The following is a 23,046-nucleotide window of genomic DNA, read 5'->3' as shown; positions in this document are numbered from 1 at the left end:
GCACGACCCCCTGGAAGGAAGGCCCGAGGTGCCCACGACACTGCCGGTCCCCATCGAGTTCGCCCTCCCGGAGAACTGGCGCCCCGCACCCCTGGACGAGGTGGCCGCCGCCGACGTGGCCTTCGTCGCCCTGCACTCCGAGCCGGACGCGGGATTCACCGCCAACATCACCGTCGACGGGGACTTCCGGCCGGACCCGGCGACACTGGACGACATCGCTGACGAGTCGGTGGAGCGGCTGCACGGGGCCGCGCAATCCGTGGTGCTGACCGCCCGCCGCGAGACCGGCACCGCGGACGCACCCGGCCTGGCCCAGCGGCTGAGCTTTTCAGTCCTCATCGACGGCACCCCCCGCGACCTCGTCCAGTCCCACGTCTACCTGACGGTCCTGGACCTCGCGGACCGGCGCAGGCGAGCGGTGATCCAGCTGGTCCTGACCGCCACCGCGAACCAGCACGACCATGTCCTGGGCGATTTCCAGGACTTCCTCCGCACGGTCCGCCCGGACATCACCGGGACGGCGTCCTAGTGCGTCACGCCGACGCGGAAGGCAGGCTGCCCCGATGGGCCTCTTCGACAGACTGACCGGCACCAGGCACCCCGACAGCGGTGTCGCACCGCGTTCCGCACAAGAGGTCCGGGAAGCGCTGCTCTCGCTCAACGGGCCAGACGTGCCGTACCTGGTACGCGCCGCTACCCCCGCGGAGGGCGCCGACCTGGTGGCCGAGTGGCGGATCCTGGAGCCGGCTTGGCGCACCTTCTTCGCCAGGACCCAGCTGGACCGGACGCTCAAAACAAGGATGCGCTTGGTCCCCGGGAACCACGAGGTACGCACCGTCGACGAGCAGTGGGAGATCACCTGGGTCGGGGGCACCCCCAGCCTGGCGGCCTCGCGCGAGCACTCCCGCGGGCAGGTGACCGCGGTCTCGCGCCGTTGGGAGATCGGGCGGGGGGCCGACGGCAAGCTGGAGAAGACGGAGACGTTCCGCTTCGATCCCGCGGATATGAAGGATCCACTGCGGGACACCGTCCTCGGTGCCGGATGGACCTGGCGCGGGGTCGCCTTCGGCAAGCTCTGACGGCGGGCTCCGACAGCGAACCAAGACCGCGGGCCCCTGTTCGTCATCACACTGCTCGCGGCCCCCGGATGCGTCAGCCTCCACGCCGCCCCCGGCCCGCCCGCGAAGGCCTCCCCGACCCCGCGGCAGCCGACCTAGGAGGCTCCTCGAAGTTCGGCGGACTGCGCGTTCAGCGGGACCGGGACGGGCCCGGCCGCTCCGGACCGGGCGGCGTGCGCGGTGCTACCGGGCCAACGCGCGGCGACGGCCCCGGGCCACGGCCCGAGGTACGTGCACGCGAAGGCGCCGTACGCCCGTACGAGCAGCGGGGGCGCCCGCCGCGACAGCAGCCTCGCGCAGCAGCAGACCGGCGGCGGCCGCCGCCTTCGCCTGCGCCCGGTACTCCTTCGCCTCGTGCCACAGCCGGGCGGCCTCCACCGCCTCCACCAGGGCCAGGAGCAGCGTCAGGACCACGGCGGCGCTGCCGCCGCGTGCGGTGCGCGGGGCGCGTTCCAACGCGCGCGCGGAAGCCCGCCAGCCAGCCCGCGCCCGCCCCGTCAGGGAGCGCTCGCCCGGTGCGCGGCCGGCCTGCTCGAAGGCCTCCGCCGCCGCCTGCAACCGTGCCCGGACCAGAGCGGGGGCGTGGACGGCGGCGGCGACCAGGAGGTAGTCCAGCGCGGCCACATCCCCCGCGCCCTCCGCCTGCCCGGCCCGCCCAAGCAGACCGGCCGCCTCCCGGATACGGGCCTCCGCCCGCGCCCACTCCTGCGCGCCCACCGGGATGTCGAAGCGTTCGCGGCGCGCCGACACCACCGCGTCCGAGAGCGCGCCGGGATCGCGTGGTGAAGTCTTCGAAAGTGGTGATCGCCTGCTCGCGGCGGGCCGGCTAGCTGAGAGCGATCGACATCAGGGGCCGGACGGACGAGGTGACACATGAGCCTCCGACGACTGGGCGCGGTACATGGTACATACAGTCGGATGTGACGGCGCGGCAGATTAACACCCGGATTTCCACTGGACCAGCGCATATGGCGCGATGGACAGTGGGCAGCCACCGACCCTGCCACCGGAGCCGCACATGTCGACGTTGAGAGTCACCGCTGAGGAACTGACCGTCCACGAACACCCGAACGCCGACGCGCTGGAGCTGGCCCAGGTGGGTCTCTACCGTGCCGTCATCGCCAAGGGGGCTTACCGAGCCGGTGAGTTCGCGCTCTACATACCCGAACAGTCCGTGCTGCCCGCCGAACTGATCGAGGAACTGGGACTGACCGGCCGGCTCGCTGGAGGCTCCGCCGACCGGGTCAAGGCGGTCCGGCTGCGCGGCGAACTCTCGCAGGGGATCGTCTGCCGGCCGCGCGCCCTCGCCGGAGTCGACCTGGCCCGGGCGGCCGCGGAGGGCACGGATTTCGCGGAGGTGCTCGGCATCACCAAATGGGCGCCGCCGATCCCGACCACCATGAGCGGGGAGGTCGAATCGGCCCCCGACCTGATGCCGTGGGTGGACATCGAGAACCTCCAGCGCTACCCGCAAATCTTCGAGAGCGGCGAGCCGGTCGTGCTCACCGAGAAACTGCACGGCACAGCTTGCCTGTTCACCTACGTCGCCGAGGGCGAGCGGACGCTGGTCACATCCAAGGGCTTCGGTGCCAAGGGGCTGGCCCTCAAGGAAGACGAGCGCAACCTCTACTGGCGTGCCGTCCAGGGCCATGACGTCCCGGCCGTCGCGGCGAAACTGGCTGCCCGGCTCGGCGCGAGCCGGGTCGGGATCTTCGGTGAGGTCTACGGAGCGGGCGTCCAGGACCTCGCGTACGGGACGGACGCCCGCACCGCCGACGCCCCGCCCGGCTACGCCGTCTTCGACGTGTCCGCCGAGATCGGCGGACAGCTGCGCTGGCTGGACCCGGCCGCGGTGCTGGACAACGGCGAACTGCCGCTGGTGCCAAAGCTGTACGAGGGTCCGTACGCGCTCGACACCGTCCTGGAGCTGGCGAGCGGCCGCGAGACCGTCTCCGGCAAGGCCGCGCACCTGCGCGAGGGGGTCGTCATCCGACCGACGGCCGAGCGCTACAGCCCAGTCGTGGGCGGCCGCGCCATCGCGAAGGCGGTCAGCCCGGCCTACCTGACCCGCAAGGGCGGCACCGAGTACGAGTGACACCGACCGGGGCGGGGGCCATCCGCGTACGCTGATCCGATGATCTTCGCTGATGACCTGGGCCGTGGAGAGCGCTTGCAGTTTGACGTGGTGTCCGCATGCAGTCTGAGCTTCATCTCCGGAGGGCGGCGAAGGCTCAGGCTGCACGGGGGCAGCTCTCAGCGCTGGGGCGGGACGTGGGGCCAGTGGCCGACATAGAGGCTCCACTGCGAGACCGGGTCCCCTCCCCCGCCGGAGCCGCTGTCGAAATACACCGGGGCCGGCACACTGCCGTCACCCAAGACAGCCTCGACCGATCCGGTGTGGGAGGTGCCGAACTCCTCGGTCGTCCAGGTCTCGCGCCTACTCACCACGGCCCCACCCCCTCGCCCCCGCATTCAGGCAGCCCACGATGCGGAACCGCCTGAACACGACGATGCCGCAGCCAGTCCGCGTCGCAGGCGAGTTTTCACGAAGTGGTTGCGGGGACCTCAGCGGCGCCTCCGGCCTTCACGGCCTCCACCACGAGCTTGTGGAACGCGGCGAGGCCGCCGGGTGGAAGGGGCGCGGGGCTGCCGGTGAGGGTGTACCACTCCTCGGCGCCCGTGTACTGGATCCGGACCGAGGCTGTTCCGTCCGGGCCAGCCTCGGTCATCACGGTGACGTCGCCGGTGACGACGCCGACCTCATCGGTCATCGCTCCGCCCGGCCCTGCCTTCAGGTGGTCGGTCAACGGGACCGACCCGTCCGGGACTGCGCTCTGGTCGGGCTGAGGGGCGCCGTCGGTGGGCGTGTCGGTCATGAGCAGGTCTCCAGCATCTCGGTCAGCTTCGTCTTCTCGCCGTTGGTCACCGTCAGCTGGTAGGTGCTCTTCACGTTCGTCCACGCCGTGGCATAGGTGCACCAGTAGCCCTTGGCCGGGGGCTGCCATTCATCGGGGCCCTGGCCACCCTTGGACCGGTTCGTCGCCGCCGACACCGCGAGCAGTTGCGGTCGGGTCAGGTCGTTCGCGAACTCCTTACGCCGCTCCGCCGTCCACGACCCAGCCCCCGACCGCCAGGCATTCGCGAGCGGGACCATGTGGTCAATGTCGAGCTTCCCCGCGTCGGTGACGGTGATCCCGTCATAGACCGACACCCAGGTCCCGGAGACGGCCTTACACGCGGCATCGCGCTTCACGCCCTTGCCCGCACGCTCCAGGACAGCTTCGCGGGTGTCGCAGCTGTCACCCTGCCCGGCCCAGTGCGTGAACTTCTCCCGGGAGTAGCCCGTCATCGCCTTCTGGACAGCAACCTTCAGCGCGCACTCCCCAGCCAGGCCCACGCTGCCGGCGCCCTGCGCATCTCGAAGATCTGGTACGACTCCCCCGGCAGCGACACCCGCACCAACCCCTCGATCAACGGTGAATGGGTACAGATCACCAACGGCACCAGTACCGCGGTCAACCTCAAGGGCTGGACACTGACCGACACCTCCAGCCACGTCTACACCTTTGCCACGTTCACCCTGAAGGCCGGAAAGACGGTCACGGTCAAGACGGGGAAGGGCACAAACACAGCCACGACCCTGTTCCAGCAGCGCGCAGGGTACGTCTGCAACAACGACAAGGACACCGCGACCCTGCGCCGTGCCAACAAGACCGTCCACCACACCTGCGCATACAACTCCACCCGCTACGACTACAAAACCTGCTAGTCACGAATGGGCTGGCCGACGTCGGCAGGCCAGCTGGGACGGAAGCGTTCGACGAAGTCTGTGAAGTGGGTCCGCAGATATCGCGAGTCGGTCGGCTTCAGCCGGATCTGCTGGCGGCTGTCTGCCCACCAGATCTCGAAATCGGCAATCGTGCCCTCCGCTGGCCAGTCTTCGCCCTCGCTCGGCAGCAGCAGAACGTCGACAAAACCTCCCACGCACAGGCCGATGTCCACGAAGATCCCGATCGCACCGGGCCGGGGAACCTTCACCACGGTGCCCTCGAAGACCTGCCCGAAGCGCAGGTCCCTCCGAATCCGAGCCCACTCGACATCTGTCACCACGAACAGATCATCGCACCTTCGTCCCTCTGCCTCAGCGGCACGTCACCGCCGTCATTCCTCCTGGAGGCGGGCCGGATTGCGGACGAGTCGTGGACGCCGCGACGCCACGTCCTCGCCGCCGACCCGGTAATGAACTCCGGCCTGCGGATCGAGGTAGCCGGTCCGCTTCGCGACCCATGACAGCCGTCGGTGACCATTGGCAGGAACCGGTCTCCGATCACACGGCGGCGCCCCAGTCGCCCGGGGTCAGTGGGTCCAAAGTGGGGTTTGCATTGATCCAGACCCGGTAGGACGCCCTGGCGTATTCGCGAGGCGCAAGCACGTCCCCGGCCTCCGGTGGGGCGATGAACGCGTCGTCGAGGGACAGGAGCGCGACCGCGGTGAAGCTCGCGTCGTCCAGGTCAGCCGGCATCCCGGTCAGCAGCGCCACCCGGTCCGCGACCACCGCGCGGTGCAGGCGGTAAGACCGCTCCTCCTCGGCCGTGACGCCGCCCTGGTGCGCGAGCACCGTCATACGGGTAGACCAGCGCAGCATGTGGTTCGCCACCGTCAGCAGTTGACGCGGCGAGGCGGCGTACACACCGCCCGGCGGATCCATGAGCACCTCCGGGTGCTCCTCGCCCTGGTCCTGCGCCAGCTCACAAGGCACATCGTCCATCGGAGTGTCCTCCCTCGAGTTCGCGGCCGACCTGGAGGCCACAACCCGCCTCCGAGTACCACCTATACCGGTGCATGTACCCCCTTCGCAGGGGGCTTTCTGAACTCCCCACCATGCGCGGGACCGCGGCGACACCATCGGCCTCCTGGGGCTTCAGTCGACCAGCCGTCCCCTGCGGTTCATGCGTTCTACCTCGGGCCCCTGCGGGCAGTCTCGGGTTGACGGGTGTGGCTTGGTGCACGAGGGCGAGCAGCAAATAGTCACGGCTTCGGGAGGCACTGAGGCCAAGCGGTTGTTCCACCCAAAGGCAACACCCGCTCGGCAGAGCGGCGGCATGCCCGTCCACCGGGTTTCCGACGCCACCGGCAGGGCGCCGAACGTGTGAAGGTCGCTCCGCTGGACTTGACCATGGTGTTTTCTGGGCTGGAATGGCTAACAGCACACCCAGCCCACAAGGAGCCCCGGTGATCGACCCCACCCAGCTGACCGACCCGGCCGTCCGCGCCTTCGTCACCGCCGTCAACGCCGGGGACCGCACCGCCTTCCACGCGGTCCTGACCCCCGGCGCGACGATGTCCGACGACGGTTCCGACCGGGACGTCGACGACTGGACGGAGCGGGAGATCTGGTCCTGCCACGGCCACATGTCGGTCGACTCCGAAACCGACGGGGGCCGCTCTCTGGTGGTCGACTACCGCAACGACACCTGGGGCGAGATGCGCACCGCCTGGCGATTCGAGATCGCCGACGGCCACATCGTCCGCTTCGAGACAGGCCAGGCCTGAGTAGGGCGACAACCACCGCCCCTCAGCTGCTTTGGCCCAGTGCAGCTCACAGCGCCCGTGCCTCTCCTCAGCTCGGACACCGAAACGAGGCTCCATCCCTCCGGGTGGGGCCTCGTTCGCGTGCGCTTCTTCTCCGATGAGAAGACCATGGACTGTGACATCTCACCCTGAATCGGAGAGAAGCCGTGAGCTCTGATGCGCCGCCCCCGCCGGAAATCCTGCGGGACCCGGAGGTTCTGCACGAGGCGGACGGGATCTGCATCTGGCACACCGGGCTGGTTCGCGGGCCCGTGGGTTTGGTCCTGACCCTTGTCGTGGATGCGCCGGAGGGGCTGATCGAGGGTGCCGAGTGGGAGGCACTCGACCCGCTCGGCCCTGCCGGGATGACTCTCCGTGGGCCGGACAGCCCGGGATTCCTCGTGCCGTTCCAGGACATGGAGCGTGAGGTGCGGCGCTACCGAGCCACTGGACGGTTCGGCGAAGTCCGAGTAGATGAGGCTTGGCTGCAGTTCTGGGTACGCCCGCTGGGCCTGCAACTGATCAGCTTCATCGGCGAGGCGCCGACCGGGCGGAAGCTGCCCTTCGTGGTCGAGCCCGAGGTGCTGTACCGGGGGCAGGGCCGGGTCGCCTGGCACCCGGGTGTAGTGCGGGGTCCGAGCGGGCTGTTCGCCTCCCTGGAGGTCCGCGCGGAAGGTGGGGCGGAAGCTGAACTCCTCGGTATCGGGTGGGAGTTGGGTAATCGCTCCGAGAATGCCCAGCTGCCGCTCAGGATCACGGCCGAGTCCGGCGGGTCCCTTCTCGAAACGTCGACGACCGTCCTAGGTGGCGAACAGGCCCTGTGGGCCTACAGCTGGTTCGCTCCGGAACACAGTCCGGGACTGCGCCTCCACTACGAGGTGCCTCCGCTCGGGGTTCACGTTGTCCACGACACCCATGGCAACCGGTAGTAGTCGATTCGGTGCCCCGAGCGCTGTGGCCGGCAGCAGCCGGGAAACGATCACCCCGCGAAAGGAAAGCGATCTTCACGGGCGAGTAAGTCCACTGGTCAGAAGCTCTCGTGAACACCCCAACACCGCACGACAAGCGACCAGGAGCCATTCTTCGCCGCGGGTCTTGACCGTGACGCCGGCGCCGCGCAGGGCGGCCGCGAGGGCTAGGCCGAAAGCGCGGCGCAGCCCGTGCAGGTCCGGCTGCACGGGCCCGGGCCGGCGTGCTCCGCGACCGCGGGCCGAAGGGTGGGTGAGCTCGGTGGGCATCCAGCCGACCATGATCCCGCGGGCATGGTGGATGAGGTGGACGCCCCCGGCCCCAGAGGAGATTTCCTCGAATCCGGCCTCCGCGAGCACGGCGCGGACGCGCAGAAAAAGGTCCTCGTGATCATTCATGGTCGGCACTGTAGAGGTGCGGGGCCGGGGCGTGAGGTGTTGGGGCCCGCAGGATCCGTCTCCTGCGTCAGGTGTGGATGCTGCCGTTGATGCCGTCGTGGCTGTCCGCGGTGTCGTCGTCGAACCAGTAGTCGCCGGCCGCGAGGTAGCGGAAGGAGTGCGCGCTGTGCGAGGGCAGGGACACTGCGGTGGCTCGGGTGCCGTCGCCGCGCGATTCCAGGGGGTGCGCGGCGGGGTTCCAGTGGTTGAAGTCCCCGACCACGCTGACCGGGGCCGTCGGCTGGTCCTCGGGCAGGACGAAGGTGACCTGAATCCGGTTCTTGAGGAGCTTGCGTTCCAGCACGGTGTTCTCCCGCCGTGACGAGTCGAGGAAGGGCAGCGAGTGCATCCTCACCCGTGGTCGGGCCGGCTGGGGTGGTTGGCGGCGGCGCGCCGCGCGCGGATCATCCGACTGGAACCGCGGCCACCACCGGGATTCCCGGCCGGGCGGGAAGCTATTGAAGTCGCCCGGTAAACGCGGGTGGCAAGCACGCGGTGGGTAACCAGGCCGGGAGGTCGGCCTGAGCCTCAAGGCCGACGCCGATCGCACCGGATCGGATGGGGCGCAGCCCTCCTCGTTCCCTGCCTCCTTCCAGCCTCGGCCGCCCAGGTTCCTCGTTGCCCGGTGACCGTAGCCCTGCATCCGTTGGTCTCTACCATGGGATCCTGTTGCAGGCGTACCACGTGGAGGATGTTGGGGATGTTCTCGGTCGATATACGGCAGGAAGCCCTGGGTGTGGTGCTCGCGCTGCGCGGGGACCTCGATTTCGACAGCGTGGTGCAGCTGCGTGAGGCCGGCGAGAAGGAGCTGGCCGGCGGCCGTCAGGCGGGGCCGCCGGTGGTGGTCGATTGCTCGGCTCTGACGTTCTGCGACTCCACCGGAATCGGCGCTCTGGTCCAGCTCCACCAGTGGCTGTCGGCGGATGGCCGGGTACTGCGGCTCGCGGCGGTGCCCGCCACGACCACCCGCCTGTTCAAGATCACAGGCCTGGACAAGCTCTTCACCCTGTACCCCGACGCCACCCAGGCCCTGGCAGCGGACTCCGACACCGCCACCCCTCCGGTACAACCGAATGAAGGACTCGCACATGACGGTCGTACCGGGACAGCAGCCCAAGGCGGAGCGCCGACCGGTGACACCTGAGCCTGCAGATGACCTGAGGGTGCTGTTCGGGGAGTCGACGGCGGTATTCGCCTCCCTCGCGGGTCCCGCGCACATGCTGCAGACGGCGAACACCGCGTTCTTCACCGCCCTCGGCGGTACCGAGCCCACCGCGACCGGGGTGCCGCTGGGCCAGCTGATGCCCCACCTCCTCGGGCAGGGCGTCATAGGCTTCCTCGACCGGGTCTACCGCACCGGCACGGCCTGCACCGCACTCAACACCCGGATCCTGCTCGACCAGGAGACCGGACCCGTCGAAGCCTTCTTCGACTTCACCTACGAGCCCCGAGTCGATGCCGGCGGCAACACCATGGGCGTCCAGGTGATCGGGGTGGAGACCACCCAGGTCAGGCACGCCGCCAGGCTGACCGCCGAGCACCGTGTCCTGCTGGAGCAGATCGCCCGCCAGGCCCCCCTGCCCGACGTCCTGGACGGCATGGCCCGCGCCATCGAGGACCTTGCGCCGGAGGAAGTACTGGTCTCCGTTCTCCTGGCCGATTCCGACGGCCGTCACCTTCGCCATGGTGCTGCTCCCAGCCTGCCCGATTTCTACAACGAGGCCATCGACGGCATCGCGACCGGGGAAGGTGTCGGCTCCTGCGGCACCGCCGCCCACCGCCGCCAGCGGGTCAGCGTCTCGGACATTGCCACCGACCCGTTCTGGGACGACTTCCGGGACCTGGCCTTCAAGGCCGGGCTGGCCGCCTGCTGGTCCACTCCGATCCTGGCCCGCGACGGGTCGCTGCTGGGCACCTTCGCGATGTACCACCGCACCCCGCGCACCCCGCAGGAAGCCGACCTTGCTCTGGCCCGAGTGTTCGCCGACACGGCCGCGCTCGCCATCGAGCGCGCGCACGCCGAACAGGCCCGCCAGGCCGCCGAAGACCGGGAGATGGCCGCCCGCGACGACCTCTCGTTCCTCCTCGACGCCAGCACCGCCCTGTCCAGCGACCTCGACGCCGGCCAGGCCCTGGCCCGCCTGGCGGACTCCTGCGTCCCCCGGCTGGCCCCGCTGTGCGCGGTGGACACCATCGATGCCGGACGGGTGCACCGTGTCGCGACTGCCGCCGCCGACCAGCGGCAGCGCGAACTCCTCGCCACCCACATCCCCGTCTACGACGCCGCCGACGACGCGGTCGCCCGCGTCCTGGCCTCGGGCACCAGCGAGGTGGCCCGGCGCACGCCCACCGGTCCCGGCCCCTGGCAGGACCTGGGCGTCACTGGATACCTGTGCGTCCCCCTGATGGATCGCGGCGCCGTCTTCGGCACGATGACACTGCTGTCCACCGGCGTACACGTCTTCGACGGCCACGCTGTGGCCCTGGCCGAGGAACTCGCCCGGCGCGCCTCCTCCGCCGTCCGCAACGCCCGCCAGTACACCCAGCGCGCCGCCCTCGCCCGCGACCTGCAAGCCGGCCTCCTCCTACCCGAACTCCCCGCCGTGCCCGGCACCGACGTCGCGACCTACTACCACCCCGCCGGCGAAGGCCTGAACATCGGCGGCGACTTCTACGACGTCTTCCCCCTCGACGACGGCCGCTGGGCCTTCCTCCTCGGCGACGTCTGCGGCCGCGGCGCGATCGCAGCCACCACCACCGCACTGGTCCGCCACACCGCCCGCGCCGTCGCGCCCCTCCTGCCAGGCCCCGACAGCGTCGTCCAGGCCATCAACACCGCCCTCATCAAACGCCCCGCCGGCCACGGCACCGGCTTCGTCACCCTCGTCTACGGCCAGCTCACCCCCACCGACCACGGACTCGACATCGACCTGGTGCGCGCCGGCCACACCCACCCCATCCACCTCGACACCGAACGCATCGCGCACACCGTCGAAGCACCCGGGCTCCTCCTCGGGGTCACCCCCGACCCCGGCGCACGTGTCCACCACCTCCACCTGAACCCGCAGGAGAGCCTGCTGCTCTACACCGACGGCATCACCGAAGCCCGCAACGACAGCGGTGCACAGTTCGGTGAAGAACGACTGGCCACAGCCCTGGACGACATACCGCTTCAGCCAGCCGCACAGGACATCATCGACACCCTCGTCGAGGCTGTCCGCACCTTCACCCACGGCCACAACATCGACGACGACCAGGCCGTCCTGGTCCTGACCGCCACCTGAACCAACCAGCCCTACGGAGCAGGACAACGGCCCACCACGAGCATTACGCATCCAGTGGGCCGATCCGCCGTTTCTCCTGGCGAGCTGTCGCAGGTGGTCCTCGACCCGGAGCGCCTAACGGCTGTAGTGGCCACCGGCCTGCTCGACACCCGCGGGAAGCGTACGTTCGACGGCGAAGCAGCAATGGTCGGTCACGCGTCGGGGGCGGCGCCTGCGAGTGTCACGTAGGCGGTGATGGTCTTGCGCTCGTGGCTGGCCGAGATTTCCGTGCGGGCGGCGAGGCGGTTGATCACCAGCCAGCCGAAACCTCCCGGCACGAAGGCGAGTGTGCCCGGTGTGCGGGGGAGATCCGGGGAGGCGTCGGAGACCGCGATCTCCACCGCGTCCGGCCGGCAGCGGACGCTGAAGCCGGTCATACCGCCGGCGTGACGTATCGCGTTGCTCTCTGCGCTGATCGCCCGGATGGGTGCGAGGCCTGTGCTTCACAATGTCTGCTTGTGACAAGCACATGGATGACCACGGCCATTGCGATTGTCGGCACGCTGCTGGGCAGCGGACTGACGGCGTTCGTAACTTCTCGGACTGAGCGGCGTAGGAACGAGGCTCTGGAACGGCAGCAGATACGCCAAGAGGCCGCACAAGATCGTGCTGCGCTTCGTGAATTGCGCGTCGAGCACCACAAGTGGCGCCGGGATCATCGGCAGGCTGCCTACCAGGGTTTGATGGATGCAGCTCATGAAGCGCAGGGGGCTATCTGGCAACTGGCACGGCTGACGCTGGAGCCCTATGACCAGCATCGTTATGACGTACTGCGTGGTGCAGCCATCGACGCGGTTCGGGCGACTCGCCAGGCAGCGAACACGGTTGAGCTCGAAGGACCCATTGGTGTGGCGCAGGCTGGTGCCGAGTACGCGGAGGCGATAGATCGGCACATCCACCCGCCGATCCAGTATCTGATGGAACTGAGCAGAGGGCCGCTGACTGATGAGCAGAAGGATCGCTATCGCTCCTCCGCTGCGGAAACCGGCCCTCTCGTGGAGGACCTGCAGCGGCGCTTCGTTCCTCTCGCGCGTGCGGCCCTGGACGAGCTGATGGACGAGGCTGACCAGCGGACGTAGCCGGATGCATGAGGCGCGGAGCAGCGGTGGACACACCACTTCGTCTGCTCCAGCTCTTGGCCGACGACCCGAGGTTTCCAGCGGGAGTGCTGGGGCTGCTGGACATATCCGTACTGCACCAGGCGTCCCTGTAAAGGGCGGCGGCGCCGGCTGCGCTATACGTAGCACCAGCGTTGTACGACCCCCGCACTCTGGCTAGCCATGAGAACTATTCCACCTGGGGTTCGAGCACGTCGGCCTTCCCGCGGACCGCAACGCCATCAGGGCACCCCTGACCGGGTAGTAGGGATGCAGGCTCTGACCGCTCAATCACCAGCTTCAGGCTGGAATACGGCACGGTTCGAATGACGCTCCTCGCCAGCTGAACAAGCGCCTTGGTCGGCGGCGCGGCGTGAGGCGTACGCCAACGACCAGGCGAGCCCGGACACCCTGATCGCGGTCTCCGCCGCCTCCAACAGGAGCAAGTCCGACAAGGACCCGGCGGAGTGGCTGCCCTCGGACGGCTCTTACCACTGCACGTACACCGCGACCTGGGTCGGAACCAAGCTCCGGTGGGATCTCGCGGCCGACGAGGCTGAGGTCCAGGCGCTCCTCGGGGCTCGCTGAGGACTGCCCAACCACGACCGTCGTCTACGAAAGCGCCCTGTAGCCCTCGGGGCGGGACCCTCTTCCCGGACCTGCGTGGCCGCCGCGTACGGGTTGGTGTCCTGGCAGGCTGGTTGGTCGAGCTCGTCCGGGGCTTCCTTCGCACGTCGGTCCGGGCGGGCCGCCCCGCTTCGCCCGGAGCAGCGTGGTCAGCGGTACGGGCTCCACCGTCCGAAGCGGGCCATCAGTTTGCGTGCCGCGTCCTCGTTGAGCCCGAGGTGGGTGGCTGCCTGCGCGGTGTCGAGGTCGGCGGCGGTGCCGCGGGCCGCCCAGTAGCCGACCCGCTCGGCGACCACCTCCAGACGGCGGGCCGCCCGCACCCCAGCGACCGGGGAAGTCACCCTGCGGCACTTGACCGAGCAGCTCGCCATCCGGCAACGGGAGATCGGTACGCGGTGGCGACGGCTGCCCGCCAGCCGTCAGGCCCTGCTTGCGCTGGCACATCTACGGTGCGGCGACACCTGCGCCCAGCTTGCCGCCGGGTTCGGAATCGGCATCGCGACCGTCTACCGGTACATACGCGAGGCCATCGAAGTCCTGGCCGCTCGCGCACCGAGTCTGGCCGAGGCGGTGGAGACCGCCCATGCGAAGGCATTCGTGATCCTGGACGGCACCCTGCTGCCGATCGACCGGATTGCCGCCGACACCCCCTACTACTCGGGCAAACACAAGCGCCACGGCATGAACGTGCAAGTCCTCACCGACCCGTTCGGCCGACTGCTCTGGGCTTCCCCCGCCCTGCCCGGAGCCACCCACGACCTGACGGCCGCCCGCAACCACGGGATCGTCGACGCGCTCGCCACCGCGCGAGTGAAGTGCTGGGCAGACAAGGCGTACCAAGGTGCTGGCCGGCACATCCAAGTCCCCTTCCGGGGCCGCCGGCTCAAGCACTGGAAGCGACGGCACAACAAGAGCCATGCCAAGATCCGGTGCGTGGGCAAGCAGGCCATGGCCGCCCTGAAAGGCTGGCGCCTCCCGCAGAAGCTCCGCTGCAGCACCAACCGGATCACCGATGTCGTGAAGGCTGTTCTCGTCCTTCACCACGCCTCAACATGAGGCTGGAGAAGGCTCACTGGTTCATGAACTACCGGAAGAGCGATTGACGGAGTTCCACGCGAGTGGGCTGCGGACTCGTCCGTCAGCGGGCCGGGCACGGGCCTGTAGGCTCCGCGCCCGTGGACGACATACAGCAGACACAGACACCCATCACCTTCAGCGGAAGCCTGACGCGGGAGGAATTCGACGAAGCCCTCGCAGCAACCGGATGGTTCCGATACCTGCGCTGGCTCATCCTCGTGGCCGCGGCCCTGATGACGGCGCTGAGCCTGAAGCCCGGTAGCGGCGACCCGATCAACACGGGTCTGCTGGCGCTCGCCCTCTTCTACGGTGCGCTCGGCCTGTTCCTTCCCCCGATGCTCGCCGGCCGTATGTTCCGTGCCGACCAGGCCACTGGGGAGAAGCAGGCCGTCATCGACCACGCAGGCTGCGTCGTCTCCCAAGGCTCCAAGGAACTCATGCGGGTGCCGTGGCGCACCATGTACCGCTACTACGAGACGGAGCGGGCCTACGTGGTGACCGGCCGCCTCGGTTGGAAGGCCAGCCTGTTGATCGTGCCCAAACGACTACTCAACCAGACCAGCCAGACCGAACTGGCGGGTGTTCTGCTGGAGGCCACGGTACGCCGGTCTAAGAACTCCTAACAGAATGGGCCGCCCTCCGATCCGTGTGCGATAGGGCAGGCGAGTGCGAAGGAAGATCACTACTCTGCACGAGTGCTCTCATACGACCAGTTGACTTCACCCGAGCGTGAGCTGTGGGACCTGTTCCCCGAGGGATCCCGCGTGGACCTGCGCACGGGCGTGCCCGAGGACGACCGCGTCGACGGGGGTGGGCAGTGGGGCCCCGGGCGGACGGTCCGGGCCGCCGTGATCGTGGCGCTCCTCCAAGGTGCGAACACCACGCAGACGGGCGCTGTCGCCTGCCTGCGGCTCGCCGGGGCGCGGGTATCCGGGCACCTCAACCTGGCCGGCGCCCAGATCGCTCACGCACTCTGGCTGGAGGACTGCTGGTTCGAGGAGGGCGTGGACCTCTCCGGAGCGTCGACCCAGTCGATTGCGATAGTGGGCAGCCGGGTGGCGGGCGGCGTGGAAGCCGGCTTGATCCGCATCGAGGGACGCCTTGACTTGCGGCGTTCCCGCCTGGGGGGTGGCTCTGCTTCGCCCCTCCACCGCAAGGTCACCGCCTTGTCGCTCATCAACGCCCACGTGAGTGGCGCCGTGAATCTCAGCGGCGCTGAGATCACGGCACCCGAGGCATGGGCGGTGTCCGCCGGTGGACTGGTGGCGGAGGGAGGTGTCTACTGCGACGACGGATTCGTGGCACACGGTGAAGTCCGCCTCATGGGGGCACAGCTGCCGGGCGGACTGCACATGCGGGGCGCGCTGCTGGAACGCCCCGGCCGGCGCGGGGTGGCGCTCGCCCTGGACAACGCCGTGGCCTCGACGCTCGACTTCTCCGACGGGTTCGTCGCGAACGGGACCGTACGGCTGCGGGGTGCCCGGATCTCGGACAAACTCACCTTTGAAGGAGCCGTCCTCAACGGGACGCCCGACGGCCGCGGCCCGTCATTGGCCGCCCTGCTGATGCAGGCGGTCGACTTCGATTTCACCCTCGCCCGGCAACCGTCCGCCGCCGTGGACCTGCGGGGCGCGCAGGTCTCCTACCTCCACGACAGCGACCACAGCTGGCCGAAGGTGGTGGAGCTGGACGGCTTCGTCTACGGCTCCATCAAGGGGAATGGGGCGGGCGAGCGGCGGGAGGCGGTGGGACGGCGGGACTCCGTGGCCCGCCGCGTGGCGTGGATACGACGCAGCCCGGGCTACAACCCCCAGCCCTATGAGCAGTTGGCGAGCTGGTACCGGAAGGCCGGCCACGACGACGACGCCCGCCGCGTGCTCCTGGCCAAACAGCGCCACCGGCGTCAGACTCTGCCCCTGGCCGCGCGCGCGTGGGGGCACCTGCTGGACGCGACCGTCGGGTACGGCTACCGCCCCTGGCTGGCCGGCGTCTGGCTCCTCGCGCTGAGCTTGCTGGGCACGCTGTCCTTCGGCACCCGCTCCCCCAACCCAGTCAAACAAGGTGAGGGCGCCCCCTTCCAGCCCCTTGTCTACACACTTGACCTTTTGATCCCTATCGGTGGTCTGGGTCAGCGCACGGCCTGGTACTGGTCGAACGACAGCCTTCAGGCGCTGGCCTACCTCCTGATCGCCTTCGGCTGGGTGCTGACGACCGCCGTCATCTCGGGTGTCACCCGTGCCCTGCAGAAGAGCTAGCGGGCGACAGCCGAGTCCAGGCGCCTCCAGCAGATGAGTGCGCATCCCAGGGTGAGGAAGGCCTCGTGGATGTCATCGCGTATCTCCCAGCGGATCCGCAGGCGGCGGAACCAGTGAAAGTGGGTGAACGCGCGCTCCACGACCCAGCGTTGTTTGCTCAGACCGGAGCCGTGCCCGGTGCCGCGGCGGGCGATCACGGGCTTCACACCGAGGTCCCAGACGAGACGGCGGTACTTGTCGTGGTCGTAGCCGCGGTCACCGAGCACCATGTCCGGACGGCGCCGGGGCCGGCCGCGCTTGCCCCGGACCGGCGGCACAGCCTGGAGGAGTGGGATCAGCTGGGTGACGTCATTGCGGTTCCCGCCAGTCAGGGTGGCAGCGAGCGGAATGCCGGCGGCGTCGGTGATCAGGTGGTGTTTGCTGCCCGTCCTGCCCCGGTCAACGGGGCTTCGTCCGGTCTCGGAGCCACCTTTAACGCCCGGATGTGGGAGCCGTCGACCGCCGCCCGAGAGAAGTCCAGAGCACTCGCGCTGCGGAACTTGGCGAGGAGGACCTCGTGCAGCCGGGGCCACACACCGGCCTCAGTCCACTCGGCGAGACGCCGCCAGCAGGTCATGCCCGACCCGAAGCCGAGCTCCTGCGGCAGGTGTTCCCATGCGATCCCGGTGTGCAGAACGAACAGAATGCCCTGGAACACCAGCCGGTCAGGACGCCGCTTACGCCCGGGGTGCCGGGCCCGAAGCTCGACCTTCGGCAGCAGTGGCCCGACCACCGCCCACAGCTCATCGTCGACGTTCCATGGCTTCGGTCGAGCCACCCAGCACCCCCGGATCATCAGTCCCGGAGTGATCCAACCATCTTTTCGTTAGGAGTTCCTAGCGGCTCGGGCAGTGGATCAAGGCAGCGAAGGATTCGTTCTCCTCTCAGGTGCCGGTGATCTGGCCGTCCTCCAGGTGCATTCGACGGGTGACCCGTACTGCTTCCAGGAGCCGGCGGTCGTGGGAGACGAGCAGCAAGGTGCCGTCGTAGGAGTCGAGGGCGGCTTCGAGTTGTTCGATTGCCGGGAGGTCGAGGTGGTTGGTGGGCTCGTCCAGGACAAGCAGGTTCACCCCGCGGCCCTGGAGCAGCGCGAGCGCGGCCCGGGTCCGCTCGCCGGGGGAGAGCGTGGTCGCCGGCCGTAGGACATGCTCGGCGCCGAGGCCGAACTTCGCCAGCAGGGTACGGACCTCGGCCGGTTCCATGAAGGACGCCCCGGCGCCGAAGGCGTCCAGGAGGGTTTCGGCCCCGTGGAACAGGGCGCGAGCCTGGTCGATCTCGCCGGTCACCACTGCGGTGCCGAGGCGGTGGTGGCCGGAGTCGAGCGGGATACGGCCAAGGAGTGCGCCCAGCAGGGTGGACTTTCCGGTGCCGTTGGCGCCAGTGATGGCAATCCGGTCGCCCCGGTCGACCTGTAGCGAGACGGGACCGAGAGCGAAGTCGCCGCGCCGGATGACGGCGTCGCGCAGGGTGGCCACGACCGCGCCGGACCGTGACGTGGTGGCGATGTGCATCCGCAGCTGCCACTCCTTGCGGGGCTCCTCCACCTCCTCGAGACGCTCGATCAGGCGCTCTGCCTGCTTGGCCTTGGCGGCCAGGTTCTCGCTGTTCTCCGTGCGTGCGTTGCGGCCGAGCTTGTTGTTGTCCCGGCTGCGGCGCTGCGCGGTGCGTACTCCTTTGTCGGCCCAGGACCGGTGGACGTTGGCCCGTTCCTGGAGGGCGGACTTCCGCTCGGCGTACTCCTCGTACTCCTCGCGGGCGTGCCGCTTGGCGCGCTCGCGTTCCTCCAGATAGGCCGTGTAGCCGCCTCCGAACAGGCGCACCTGCTGCTGGGCGCGGTCGAGTTCGAGGACCTGGGTGACGGTGCGGGTGAGGAACTCACGGTCATGACTGACCACGACCGCGCCGGCCCGCAGCCCGCGGACGAACTGCTCGAGTTGTTCCAGGCCGGCCAGGTCGAGGTCGTTGGTGGGCTCGTCCAAGAGGAAGACGTCGTAGCGGGACAGCAGCAGGGACGCCAGCTGAGCGCGGGCGGCCTGTCCACCGGACAGGGACGTCATGTCCTGCTCCAGGTGGACCCCGAGACCGAGCGTGGCGGCGACCTGTTCCGCGCGTGCGTCCAGGTCGGCGCCGCCCAGAGCGAGCCAGCGCTCCAGACTGCTGGCGTAGGCATCATCCGCCCCGGCCACGTTGTCGGCCAAGGCCTGCGCGGCACTGTCCAGCGCGTGCTGAGCTGCGGCGACACCGGTGCGGCGGGCGAGAAAGGCATAGACACTTTCCCCCGGGCGACGGTCCGCTTCCTGGGGCAGGTATCCGACGGTCGCGCCGGCCGGGGCCGTGTAGACCTGTCCTTCCCCGGGCTGGTCGAGTCCAGCGAGGATGCGCAGCAGGGTGGACTTGCCCGCCCCGTTGGCGCCGACGAGGCCGATCACCTCGCCCGGGGGCACGACGAGGTCGAGGTCGGTGAACAAGGGAAGGTCGCTGTGGCCCGCGGCGAGGTTCTTGATGGTCAGGGTTGCGGCCATATGGTCACCTATCGAAAGCAATCGGTCACCTGTGGTGACAATTGTGAGGGGAGGTACCAGCTCGGTACGCGACGGCAGGCGGGAGCGCGGTGAATGTCTACGGGGTCGGACCGGCACAAAGGGCCGGGAAACGCGCAGAGGACACAGGCACACCACCGCCATCGCCGGGTGAACCGGGCGTGGCGGGACGGCACGGGCGATGACACCGTGCTGTCGAGCGGGGGCAGGTACCTCAGATGCGCAAAATCCACCTCAATCGGTGACAACAAGACCGTTCACTACGGTACACACCGACCCCGCAGCCGTGCCACCCGATTCCCTGGCGGGGTCGGACGCGAGGAGGATACGCCGGTGTCTTCGCTCCCCGGCCGTCCGTCCCGACCGCGAAGTGACTTTCGATCCCAGGCCCTGTAGCCGCTCGTTTTGAGGCTCATCCCCAGCCGTCCGCGATGCCGGACCGCTGACGCATGCCTCGATGGCGGCGCCCTCCCATGGCCTGGGCCCGTTGCACCTTCCTCGCTCCACCCTGTCGCGCTGCCGGCGTACAGGGGGCCTGCCCAGGCCCGCCCCTGCCCCCACCCCCCTTCGCACGCGAACAGGAACCCACCTCCATGCCCACCCACACCCCCTTCCGGCCGCACACCGTGCGCACCGGCCGTAGCGCCGCGATCACTTTGGCCGTGGTGCTGGTCGCCGAGCTGATGAACGCGCTCGACGCCTCCATCGTCTACACCGCCCTGCCCCTGATCCAGGCGGACACCGGCGCCTCCAGCGCCGCGATGCAGTGGATCCCCGCCGCCTACGCGCTGACCTTCGCCCTCGGCCTGATCACCGGTGGTCGCCTCGGCGACCTCTACGGCCGCAAACGCGTCTTCCTTGCCAGGACCGTCCTCTTCACCCTGGCCTCACTGCTGTGCGGGATCGCCACCAGCCCACAACTCATGGTGGCGGCACGGGCGGTGCAGGGCGTCGGCGTCGCAGTGATTGTGCCGCAGGTCCTGGCCACCATCGCGGTCACCGTCGAAGGACCGTCCCGGGCGAAGGCGTTCGGCCTGTACGGCATGGTCATGTCGCTCGGCGGCGTCCTCGGCCCCGCCCTGGGCGCCGTGCTCACCGCTGCGGACATCGCCGGTCTGGGCTGGCAGATGATTCTCCTGATCAACCTGCCGATCGGCCTGGCCAACCTCGTCCTCGGCTTCCGCCGCCTCCCGGAGTCGAACGCGCCGCGGGCCCACGGCTTCCGCTGAGGAGGGACTGGAGGCGATCGACACCGAGACCGGTCGTCTCGTTCTGCCTGTCCGGCCCATCGCTCCCCCTGTTCATGGTCTGCGTGATCATGACGACCATAGCGACTGGGTTCCCCGGAGACAGGACAAATTCCCCCAGCACCAGGCAGCGGACCCGTGCGGGACGATCCAGGCCGTCTCGAAGCCACCACACAGGCCTCATAGTCTGGTCAGTGGTGATCCGAAAGAAGCGCCCTAGGTCTCACCGAAGCCGACCTGCCGGCCTTGTCGAGCGGACGCATGGCCCGAACATGGACGATCACTCCCGCGCGTCGGCCCTCCAGGTCAACGACCGCGGGAACTCCTGGATCACGCGCTCCCCCGAAGAGGGGTGGGCGATCGTCGGGGCGCGGCATGGTGCGTCGGCGGTGTGGCGGGTCGGAGGTGGTGGAGCTGGTGGACGGCGGTGGCCAGCAGGGCGGTGAACACGCCGAGCAGGAGGGCGCAGACCCACATCTGCCGGCTTCCCGGGTCAAGCCATCCTGTCCAGGCGGCCGCGGCCGCCCACAGCAGGGCTCCGGCCGCGTAGTGGGAGCGGATGCGGCGCAGTTGGCGTGCGGTCCGCAAAGACGTGAGGAGTTCGCGTTCGGCTACCATGCGCGGACGCCTACCCCGAAGGCGCGGAGATCCACAGGACGGACGGACTGTGGGCCCGTCCTGGAACACCTGCCGGGTCGCGACCGCTTGGACCATCAATGAGTGCCTCGCCGCCCACCGGCCTATGTCGGCACAAATGCGCTGCGATTAAAGCGCATTGACGCGACCTCAGAAGATCTTCTTACGGAACGTTTGCCGATGTGGTGTCCGGTCACACGATGGGTTAGCGGAGTCCGTGGCCCTCGCGGGCAGGGCTTCGTCCGGCGCCTGAGCCGCACTTCCCCGAGGTGCGGCCCGGGCCGCCAGGCTCTTCACCTGTCGTTCGGGATCCGGACGGCACCGGGCGCCACAGCCCCGGCCTCCTCCCCGGCCGGGGCATTCACCGCAACCCCGGCGAGTCCCCGGCCACTGCGCCCAGACCGCCGTCGCCGGGCATACGGATCCCCGCGGCAGCGGATCAGCGGGAGGCAAGTACGGAGTCGTCGAGGACGCCGGCGCCGGGCAGCCGGTGGCGAGCGGCTATCAGCGCGGCATGCACGTCCGCCGTGCCAGTGGCCACACACAGCGCGTACTCGACGTCCTTGATCTCCTTGTGCACGGGCGACTGGCCATCCGCAGCAGCAAGGACGGACAACGCCCAGTAGCGATCGACGAGACCGGGGAGCACCGCCGGGTGAGCCATCAACATGGAGTTCGCCTTCCGCTAACCGTTCCATCAGGTGGCCGTCGCCTACCCTGCCGATCACGGATGAATCCGGCCCCTCGCACGCCCCCATTGAGGCGTTGACCGGGGACCCCAGACTGCGGAGCCAGATGAGGCTGGCCGCGAGGGGCGCGCGCCGATATCCGCCGGTCCTCAGTGGTGTCTGCGGCTGCGCCACCCGCAGACCGCGAGCGTGGCGAGGGCCAGCAGCAGGCCGTACCGGACCGCCGGCCGCGCCAGGACTGCGGTCGAGGTGGGAACGCCGTTGGAGATCTCCGCTCGGGCACCGGTGGCTGCTTCAAGGACTTGGTCGGCGATCAGTACGGCCTTCTGCCGCGCCTGCTGACCCGTCCCCGGAATGCTGTCGGACATGTTCCGCTCCTCCCGTCGCGTCAGGCCTTGAGGGCCGGGAGGACGGTCTTACGGTAGTTGTCGAAGAAGGCGTCCTGTTCGGGGCCGATCTGGCCGACATAGACCTCGTCGAAGCCGGCGTCGATGTATGTGCGGATCGCGGTCACGTGCTCGTCGGGGTCACCCCCGCACGGCGTGTTCTCGGCCACCTGATCGCGGGTGACGAGCTGGCCTGCCTGCTCGAAGTGGGCGGGGGTCGGCAGGATCTGGCCGAGTTCGCCGGGCAGGACCTCGCTGGGCCACAGGCGGTGGACGGTGTCGATGGCCTTGTCGCGGTCGGTGTTCCAGCACACCTTGAGCCCGCCGATCACCGGCTTGTCCGAACCGCCCGCCTGGCGGAAGGCGTCGATCAGCTCCTGCTCGGGGCCCATGAGGACGAAACCGTCCGCGATGCGCCCGGCCAGTTCCGCGGCGTTCGGCCCGAAGCCGGATACGTAGACCGGGGGCGGCGTCCCAGGGACGGTGTAGAGGCGGGCGTTGTCGACGGTGTAGTGCCGGCCCTGGTGGTTGACGAGTTCACCGGTGAACAGCTTCCGCATGACCTCCACAGCCTCTTCGAGCATGTCCGCGCGTTCCGCGTGGCGGGGCCAGGGGTCGCCCAGGACGTGTTCGTTGAGTGCCTCCCCCGTGCCCACGCCGAGGGTGAAACGGTCGTTCAGCAGGACGCTGGAGGTGGCTGCGGCCTGCGCCGTGATGACCGGGTGGAGCCGGGTGGTGGGGCAGGTCACGAGGGTGGTCACCGGGAGGTCGACGGTCTGCGACAGGGCGCCGATCATGGACCAGGCGAAGGGGCTGCTGCCCTGGGCGTCGTTCCACGGATGGAAGTGGTCGGAGATCGCCAGCCGGGTGAACCCCGCGTCCGCCGCCCGCCTTGCCTGGTCCAGCAGTTGGTCGGGGGTGAACTCCTCGCAGGACAGGAAATAGCCGAACTCCGTCATGGTGCGCTCCGTTCTTCAGCGTGCTGGCGGCTCGGCCGGACAGGCCTGTCCAGCCGGGGAAGGGGGACGGCGGCCG

General features: G+C 69.2%; 29 protein-coding genes and 1 pseudogene. 14 read left to right on the top strand and 16 right to left on the bottom strand.

The annotated features are described in order from the left end of the window. The first annotated feature begins 28 nt into the window (after positions 1-28). Together ACFYYB_RS33695 and ACFYYB_RS33690 are read left to right on the top strand one after the other, a co-directional pair. Entirely contained in the window at positions 29-529 is a 501-nt protein-coding gene (locus ACFYYB_RS33695; protein ID WP_389440383.1) for a hypothetical protein, read from the top strand. 34 nt (positions 530-563) lie between these two features. Continuing rightward, the gene (locus tag ACFYYB_RS33690; RefSeq protein ID WP_389440381.1) at positions 564-1,079 is read left to right on the top strand and encodes a hypothetical protein; all 516 of its coding nucleotides are present in this window, start codon (positions 564-566) and stop codon (positions 1,077-1,079) included. Positions 1,080-1,301: 222 nt separating this feature from the next. Here ACFYYB_RS33690 and ACFYYB_RS33685 read toward each other — a convergent pair whose 3' ends face one another. Then, complete coding sequence (locus ACFYYB_RS33685) at positions 1,302-1,868, bottom strand: hypothetical protein (protein ID WP_389440378.1); 567 nt, start codon at positions 1,866-1,868, stop codon at positions 1,302-1,304. Positions 1,869-2,136: 268 nt separating this feature from the next. Between ACFYYB_RS33685 and ACFYYB_RS33680 the strand changes: the two genes are divergently transcribed. After that, complete coding sequence (locus tag ACFYYB_RS33680; protein ID WP_389440375.1) at positions 2,137-3,213, top strand: RNA ligase (ATP); 1,077 nt, start codon at positions 2,137-2,139, stop codon at positions 3,211-3,213. A gap of 158 nt (positions 3,214-3,371) precedes the next feature. Here the strand turns inward: ACFYYB_RS33680 and ACFYYB_RS33675 are convergent, their stop codons facing one another. The 3 genes from ACFYYB_RS33675 to ACFYYB_RS33665 form a co-directional block, all read right to left on the bottom strand. After that, entirely contained in the window at positions 3,372-3,566 is a 195-nt protein-coding gene (locus ACFYYB_RS33675) for a hypothetical protein (RefSeq protein WP_389440372.1), read from the bottom strand. 95 nt (positions 3,567-3,661) lie between these two features. Beyond that, the gene (locus ACFYYB_RS33670) at positions 3,662-3,994 is read right to left on the bottom strand and encodes a hypothetical protein (protein WP_389440370.1); all 333 of its coding nucleotides are present in this window, start codon (positions 3,992-3,994) and stop codon (positions 3,662-3,664) included. Beyond that, positions 3,991-4,467, bottom strand: coding sequence for an HNH endonuclease family protein (locus tag ACFYYB_RS33665; protein ID WP_389440368.1), 477 nt, complete (start codon positions 4,465-4,467; stop codon positions 3,991-3,993). Before ACFYYB_RS33665 ends, ACFYYB_RS33670 begins: the two co-directional genes overlap by 4 nt. Here ACFYYB_RS33665 and ACFYYB_RS33660 point away from each other — a divergent pair. After that, on the top strand, positions 4,435-4,887 hold the full coding sequence (locus ACFYYB_RS33660; protein ID WP_389440366.1) for a lamin tail domain-containing protein: 453 nt from the start codon (positions 4,435-4,437) through the stop codon (positions 4,885-4,887). The genes ACFYYB_RS33665 and ACFYYB_RS33660 overlap by 33 nt on opposite strands. On the opposite strand, the gene ACFYYB_RS33655 is transcribed toward ACFYYB_RS33660, so the two are convergent. Next, on the bottom strand, positions 4,884-5,228 hold the full coding sequence (locus ACFYYB_RS33655; RefSeq protein WP_389440364.1) for a hypothetical protein: 345 nt from the start codon (positions 5,226-5,228) through the stop codon (positions 4,884-4,886). The two genes, ACFYYB_RS33660 and ACFYYB_RS33655, sit on opposite strands and share 4 nt — an antisense overlap. A 217-nt stretch (positions 5,229-5,445) precedes the next feature. Further along, positions 5,446-5,886, bottom strand: a complete 441-nt coding sequence (locus ACFYYB_RS33650) for a hypothetical protein (RefSeq protein ID WP_389440361.1) — start codon at positions 5,884-5,886, stop codon at positions 5,446-5,448. A gap of 464 nt (positions 5,887-6,350) precedes the next feature. Here ACFYYB_RS33650 and ACFYYB_RS33645 point away from each other — a divergent pair, with 464 nt between their 5' ends. Next, entirely contained in the window at positions 6,351-6,671 is a 321-nt protein-coding gene (locus tag ACFYYB_RS33645) for a nuclear transport factor 2 family protein (RefSeq protein ID WP_389440358.1), read from the top strand. Between the two features lie 185 nt (positions 6,672-6,856). Next, on the top strand, positions 6,857-7,618 hold the full coding sequence (locus ACFYYB_RS33640) for a hypothetical protein (RefSeq protein WP_389440355.1): 762 nt from the start codon (positions 6,857-6,859) through the stop codon (positions 7,616-7,618). 75 nt (positions 7,619-7,693) lie between these two features. Here the strand turns inward: ACFYYB_RS33640 and ACFYYB_RS33635 are convergent, their stop codons facing one another. Together ACFYYB_RS33635 and ACFYYB_RS33630 are read right to left on the bottom strand one after the other, a co-directional pair. Continuing rightward, positions 7,694-8,056, bottom strand: a complete 363-nt coding sequence (locus ACFYYB_RS33635) for a hypothetical protein (RefSeq protein WP_389440352.1) — start codon at positions 8,054-8,056, stop codon at positions 7,694-7,696. 67 nt (positions 8,057-8,123) lie between these two features. Continuing rightward, the gene (locus tag ACFYYB_RS33630; RefSeq protein ID WP_389440350.1) at positions 8,124-8,444 is read right to left on the bottom strand and encodes an isoamylase early set domain-containing protein; all 321 of its coding nucleotides are present in this window, start codon (positions 8,442-8,444) and stop codon (positions 8,124-8,126) included. A 351-nt stretch (positions 8,445-8,795) separates the two neighbouring features. Between ACFYYB_RS33630 and ACFYYB_RS33625 the strand changes: the two genes are divergently transcribed. Together ACFYYB_RS33625 and ACFYYB_RS33620 are read left to right on the top strand one after the other, a co-directional pair. Beyond that, a complete protein-coding gene (locus ACFYYB_RS33625; protein ID WP_389440347.1) occupies positions 8,796-9,239 on the top strand; it encodes an STAS domain-containing protein in 444 nt (147 codons plus the stop codon). Further along, the gene (locus ACFYYB_RS33620; protein WP_389440344.1) at positions 9,184-11,379 is read left to right on the top strand and encodes a SpoIIE family protein phosphatase; all 2,196 of its coding nucleotides are present in this window, start codon (positions 9,184-9,186) and stop codon (positions 11,377-11,379) included. Before ACFYYB_RS33625 ends, ACFYYB_RS33620 begins: the two co-directional genes overlap by 56 nt. A gap of 191 nt (positions 11,380-11,570) precedes the next feature. Here ACFYYB_RS33620 and ACFYYB_RS33615 read toward each other — a convergent pair whose 3' ends face one another. Then, positions 11,571-11,795 carry a hypothetical protein gene (locus tag ACFYYB_RS33615; RefSeq protein ID WP_389440341.1) on the bottom strand — a complete coding sequence of 75 codons (225 nt, stop codon included), beginning with the start codon at positions 11,793-11,795 and terminating at the stop codon, positions 11,571-11,573. A 96-nt stretch (positions 11,796-11,891) separates the two neighbouring features. Here ACFYYB_RS33615 and ACFYYB_RS33610 point away from each other — a divergent pair, with 96 nt between their 5' ends. Both ACFYYB_RS33610 and ACFYYB_RS33605 read left to right on the top strand, forming a co-directional pair. After that, the gene (locus ACFYYB_RS33610; protein ID WP_389440338.1) at positions 11,892-12,497 is read left to right on the top strand and encodes a hypothetical protein; all 606 of its coding nucleotides are present in this window, start codon (positions 11,892-11,894) and stop codon (positions 12,495-12,497) included. 375 nt (positions 12,498-12,872) lie between these two features. Beyond that, positions 12,873-13,146, top strand: a pseudogene (locus ACFYYB_RS33605) (HNH endonuclease); the annotation flags it as partial. Between the two features lie 145 nt (positions 13,147-13,291). Here ACFYYB_RS33605 and ACFYYB_RS33600 read toward each other — a convergent pair. Continuing rightward, positions 13,292-13,483 carry a hypothetical protein gene (locus ACFYYB_RS33600; RefSeq protein WP_389440334.1) on the bottom strand — a complete coding sequence of 64 codons (192 nt, stop codon included), beginning with the start codon at positions 13,481-13,483 and terminating at the stop codon, positions 13,292-13,294. Between the two features lies 1 nt (position 13,484). Between ACFYYB_RS33600 and ACFYYB_RS33595 the strand changes: the two genes are divergently transcribed. The 3 genes from ACFYYB_RS33595 (at position 13,485) to ACFYYB_RS33585 (ending at position 16,474) form a co-directional block, all read left to right on the top strand. Beyond that, positions 13,485-14,198: a transposase family protein gene (locus ACFYYB_RS33595; RefSeq protein ID WP_389440610.1), complete on the top strand. Its 714-nt coding sequence runs from the start codon at positions 13,485-13,487 to the stop codon at positions 14,196-14,198. Between the two features lie 119 nt (positions 14,199-14,317). Beyond that, complete coding sequence (locus tag ACFYYB_RS33590; protein ID WP_389440332.1) at positions 14,318-14,842, top strand: hypothetical protein; 525 nt, start codon at positions 14,318-14,320, stop codon at positions 14,840-14,842. A 72-nt stretch (positions 14,843-14,914) separates the two neighbouring features. Beyond that, positions 14,915-16,474: an oxidoreductase gene (locus ACFYYB_RS33585; RefSeq protein ID WP_389440330.1), complete on the top strand. Its 1,560-nt coding sequence runs from the start codon at positions 14,915-14,917 to the stop codon at positions 16,472-16,474. On the opposite strand, the gene ACFYYB_RS33580 is transcribed toward ACFYYB_RS33585, so the two are convergent. Continuing rightward, positions 16,471-17,309 (bottom strand): IS5 family transposase gene (locus ACFYYB_RS33580; protein ID WP_389440328.1). Its coding sequence is split into 2 segments (ribosomal slippage): positions 16,471-16,949 and positions 16,949-17,309, totalling 840 coding nucleotides; the frame shifts between segments, so codons are not numbered across the junction. The genes ACFYYB_RS33585 and ACFYYB_RS33580 overlap by 4 nt on opposite strands. 88 nt (positions 17,310-17,397) lie before the next feature. After that, entirely contained in the window at positions 17,398-19,035 is a 1,638-nt protein-coding gene (locus tag ACFYYB_RS33575) for an ABC-F family ATP-binding cassette domain-containing protein (protein ID WP_389440326.1), read from the bottom strand. Positions 19,036-19,646: 611 nt separating this feature from the next. Here ACFYYB_RS33575 and ACFYYB_RS33570 point away from each other — a divergent pair. Beyond that, positions 19,647-20,282, top strand: a complete 636-nt coding sequence (locus ACFYYB_RS33570; protein WP_389440324.1) for an MFS transporter — start codon at positions 19,647-19,649, stop codon at positions 20,280-20,282. A gap of 348 nt (positions 20,283-20,630) precedes the next feature. Here ACFYYB_RS33570 and ACFYYB_RS33565 read toward each other — a convergent pair whose 3' ends face one another. The 4 genes from ACFYYB_RS33565 to ACFYYB_RS33550 form a co-directional block, all read right to left on the bottom strand. Beyond that, positions 20,631-20,918, bottom strand: a complete 288-nt coding sequence (locus ACFYYB_RS33565; RefSeq protein ID WP_389440322.1) for a hypothetical protein — start codon at positions 20,916-20,918, stop codon at positions 20,631-20,633. A 457-nt stretch (positions 20,919-21,375) separates the two neighbouring features. Then, positions 21,376-21,606, bottom strand: a complete 231-nt coding sequence (locus ACFYYB_RS33560) for a DUF5133 domain-containing protein (protein ID WP_389440320.1) — start codon at positions 21,604-21,606, stop codon at positions 21,376-21,378. A gap of 168 nt (positions 21,607-21,774) precedes the next feature. Continuing rightward, the gene (locus tag ACFYYB_RS33555; protein ID WP_389440317.1) at positions 21,775-21,993 is read right to left on the bottom strand and encodes a hypothetical protein; all 219 of its coding nucleotides are present in this window, start codon (positions 21,991-21,993) and stop codon (positions 21,775-21,777) included. A 20-nt stretch (positions 21,994-22,013) separates the two neighbouring features. After that, entirely contained in the window at positions 22,014-22,970 is a 957-nt protein-coding gene (locus ACFYYB_RS33550; protein WP_389440315.1) for a TIGR03557 family F420-dependent LLM class oxidoreductase, read from the bottom strand. Positions 22,971-23,046 lie beyond the last annotated feature (76 nt).

This window comes from Streptomyces sp. NPDC002886 (genome assembly GCF_042888445.1).
GTDB lineage: Bacteria > Actinomycetota > Actinomycetes > Streptomycetales > Streptomycetaceae > Streptomyces.
The sequence above is the reverse complement of the archived record's forward strand: the minus strand, read 5'-3'. Positions and strand labels throughout refer to the sequence as shown.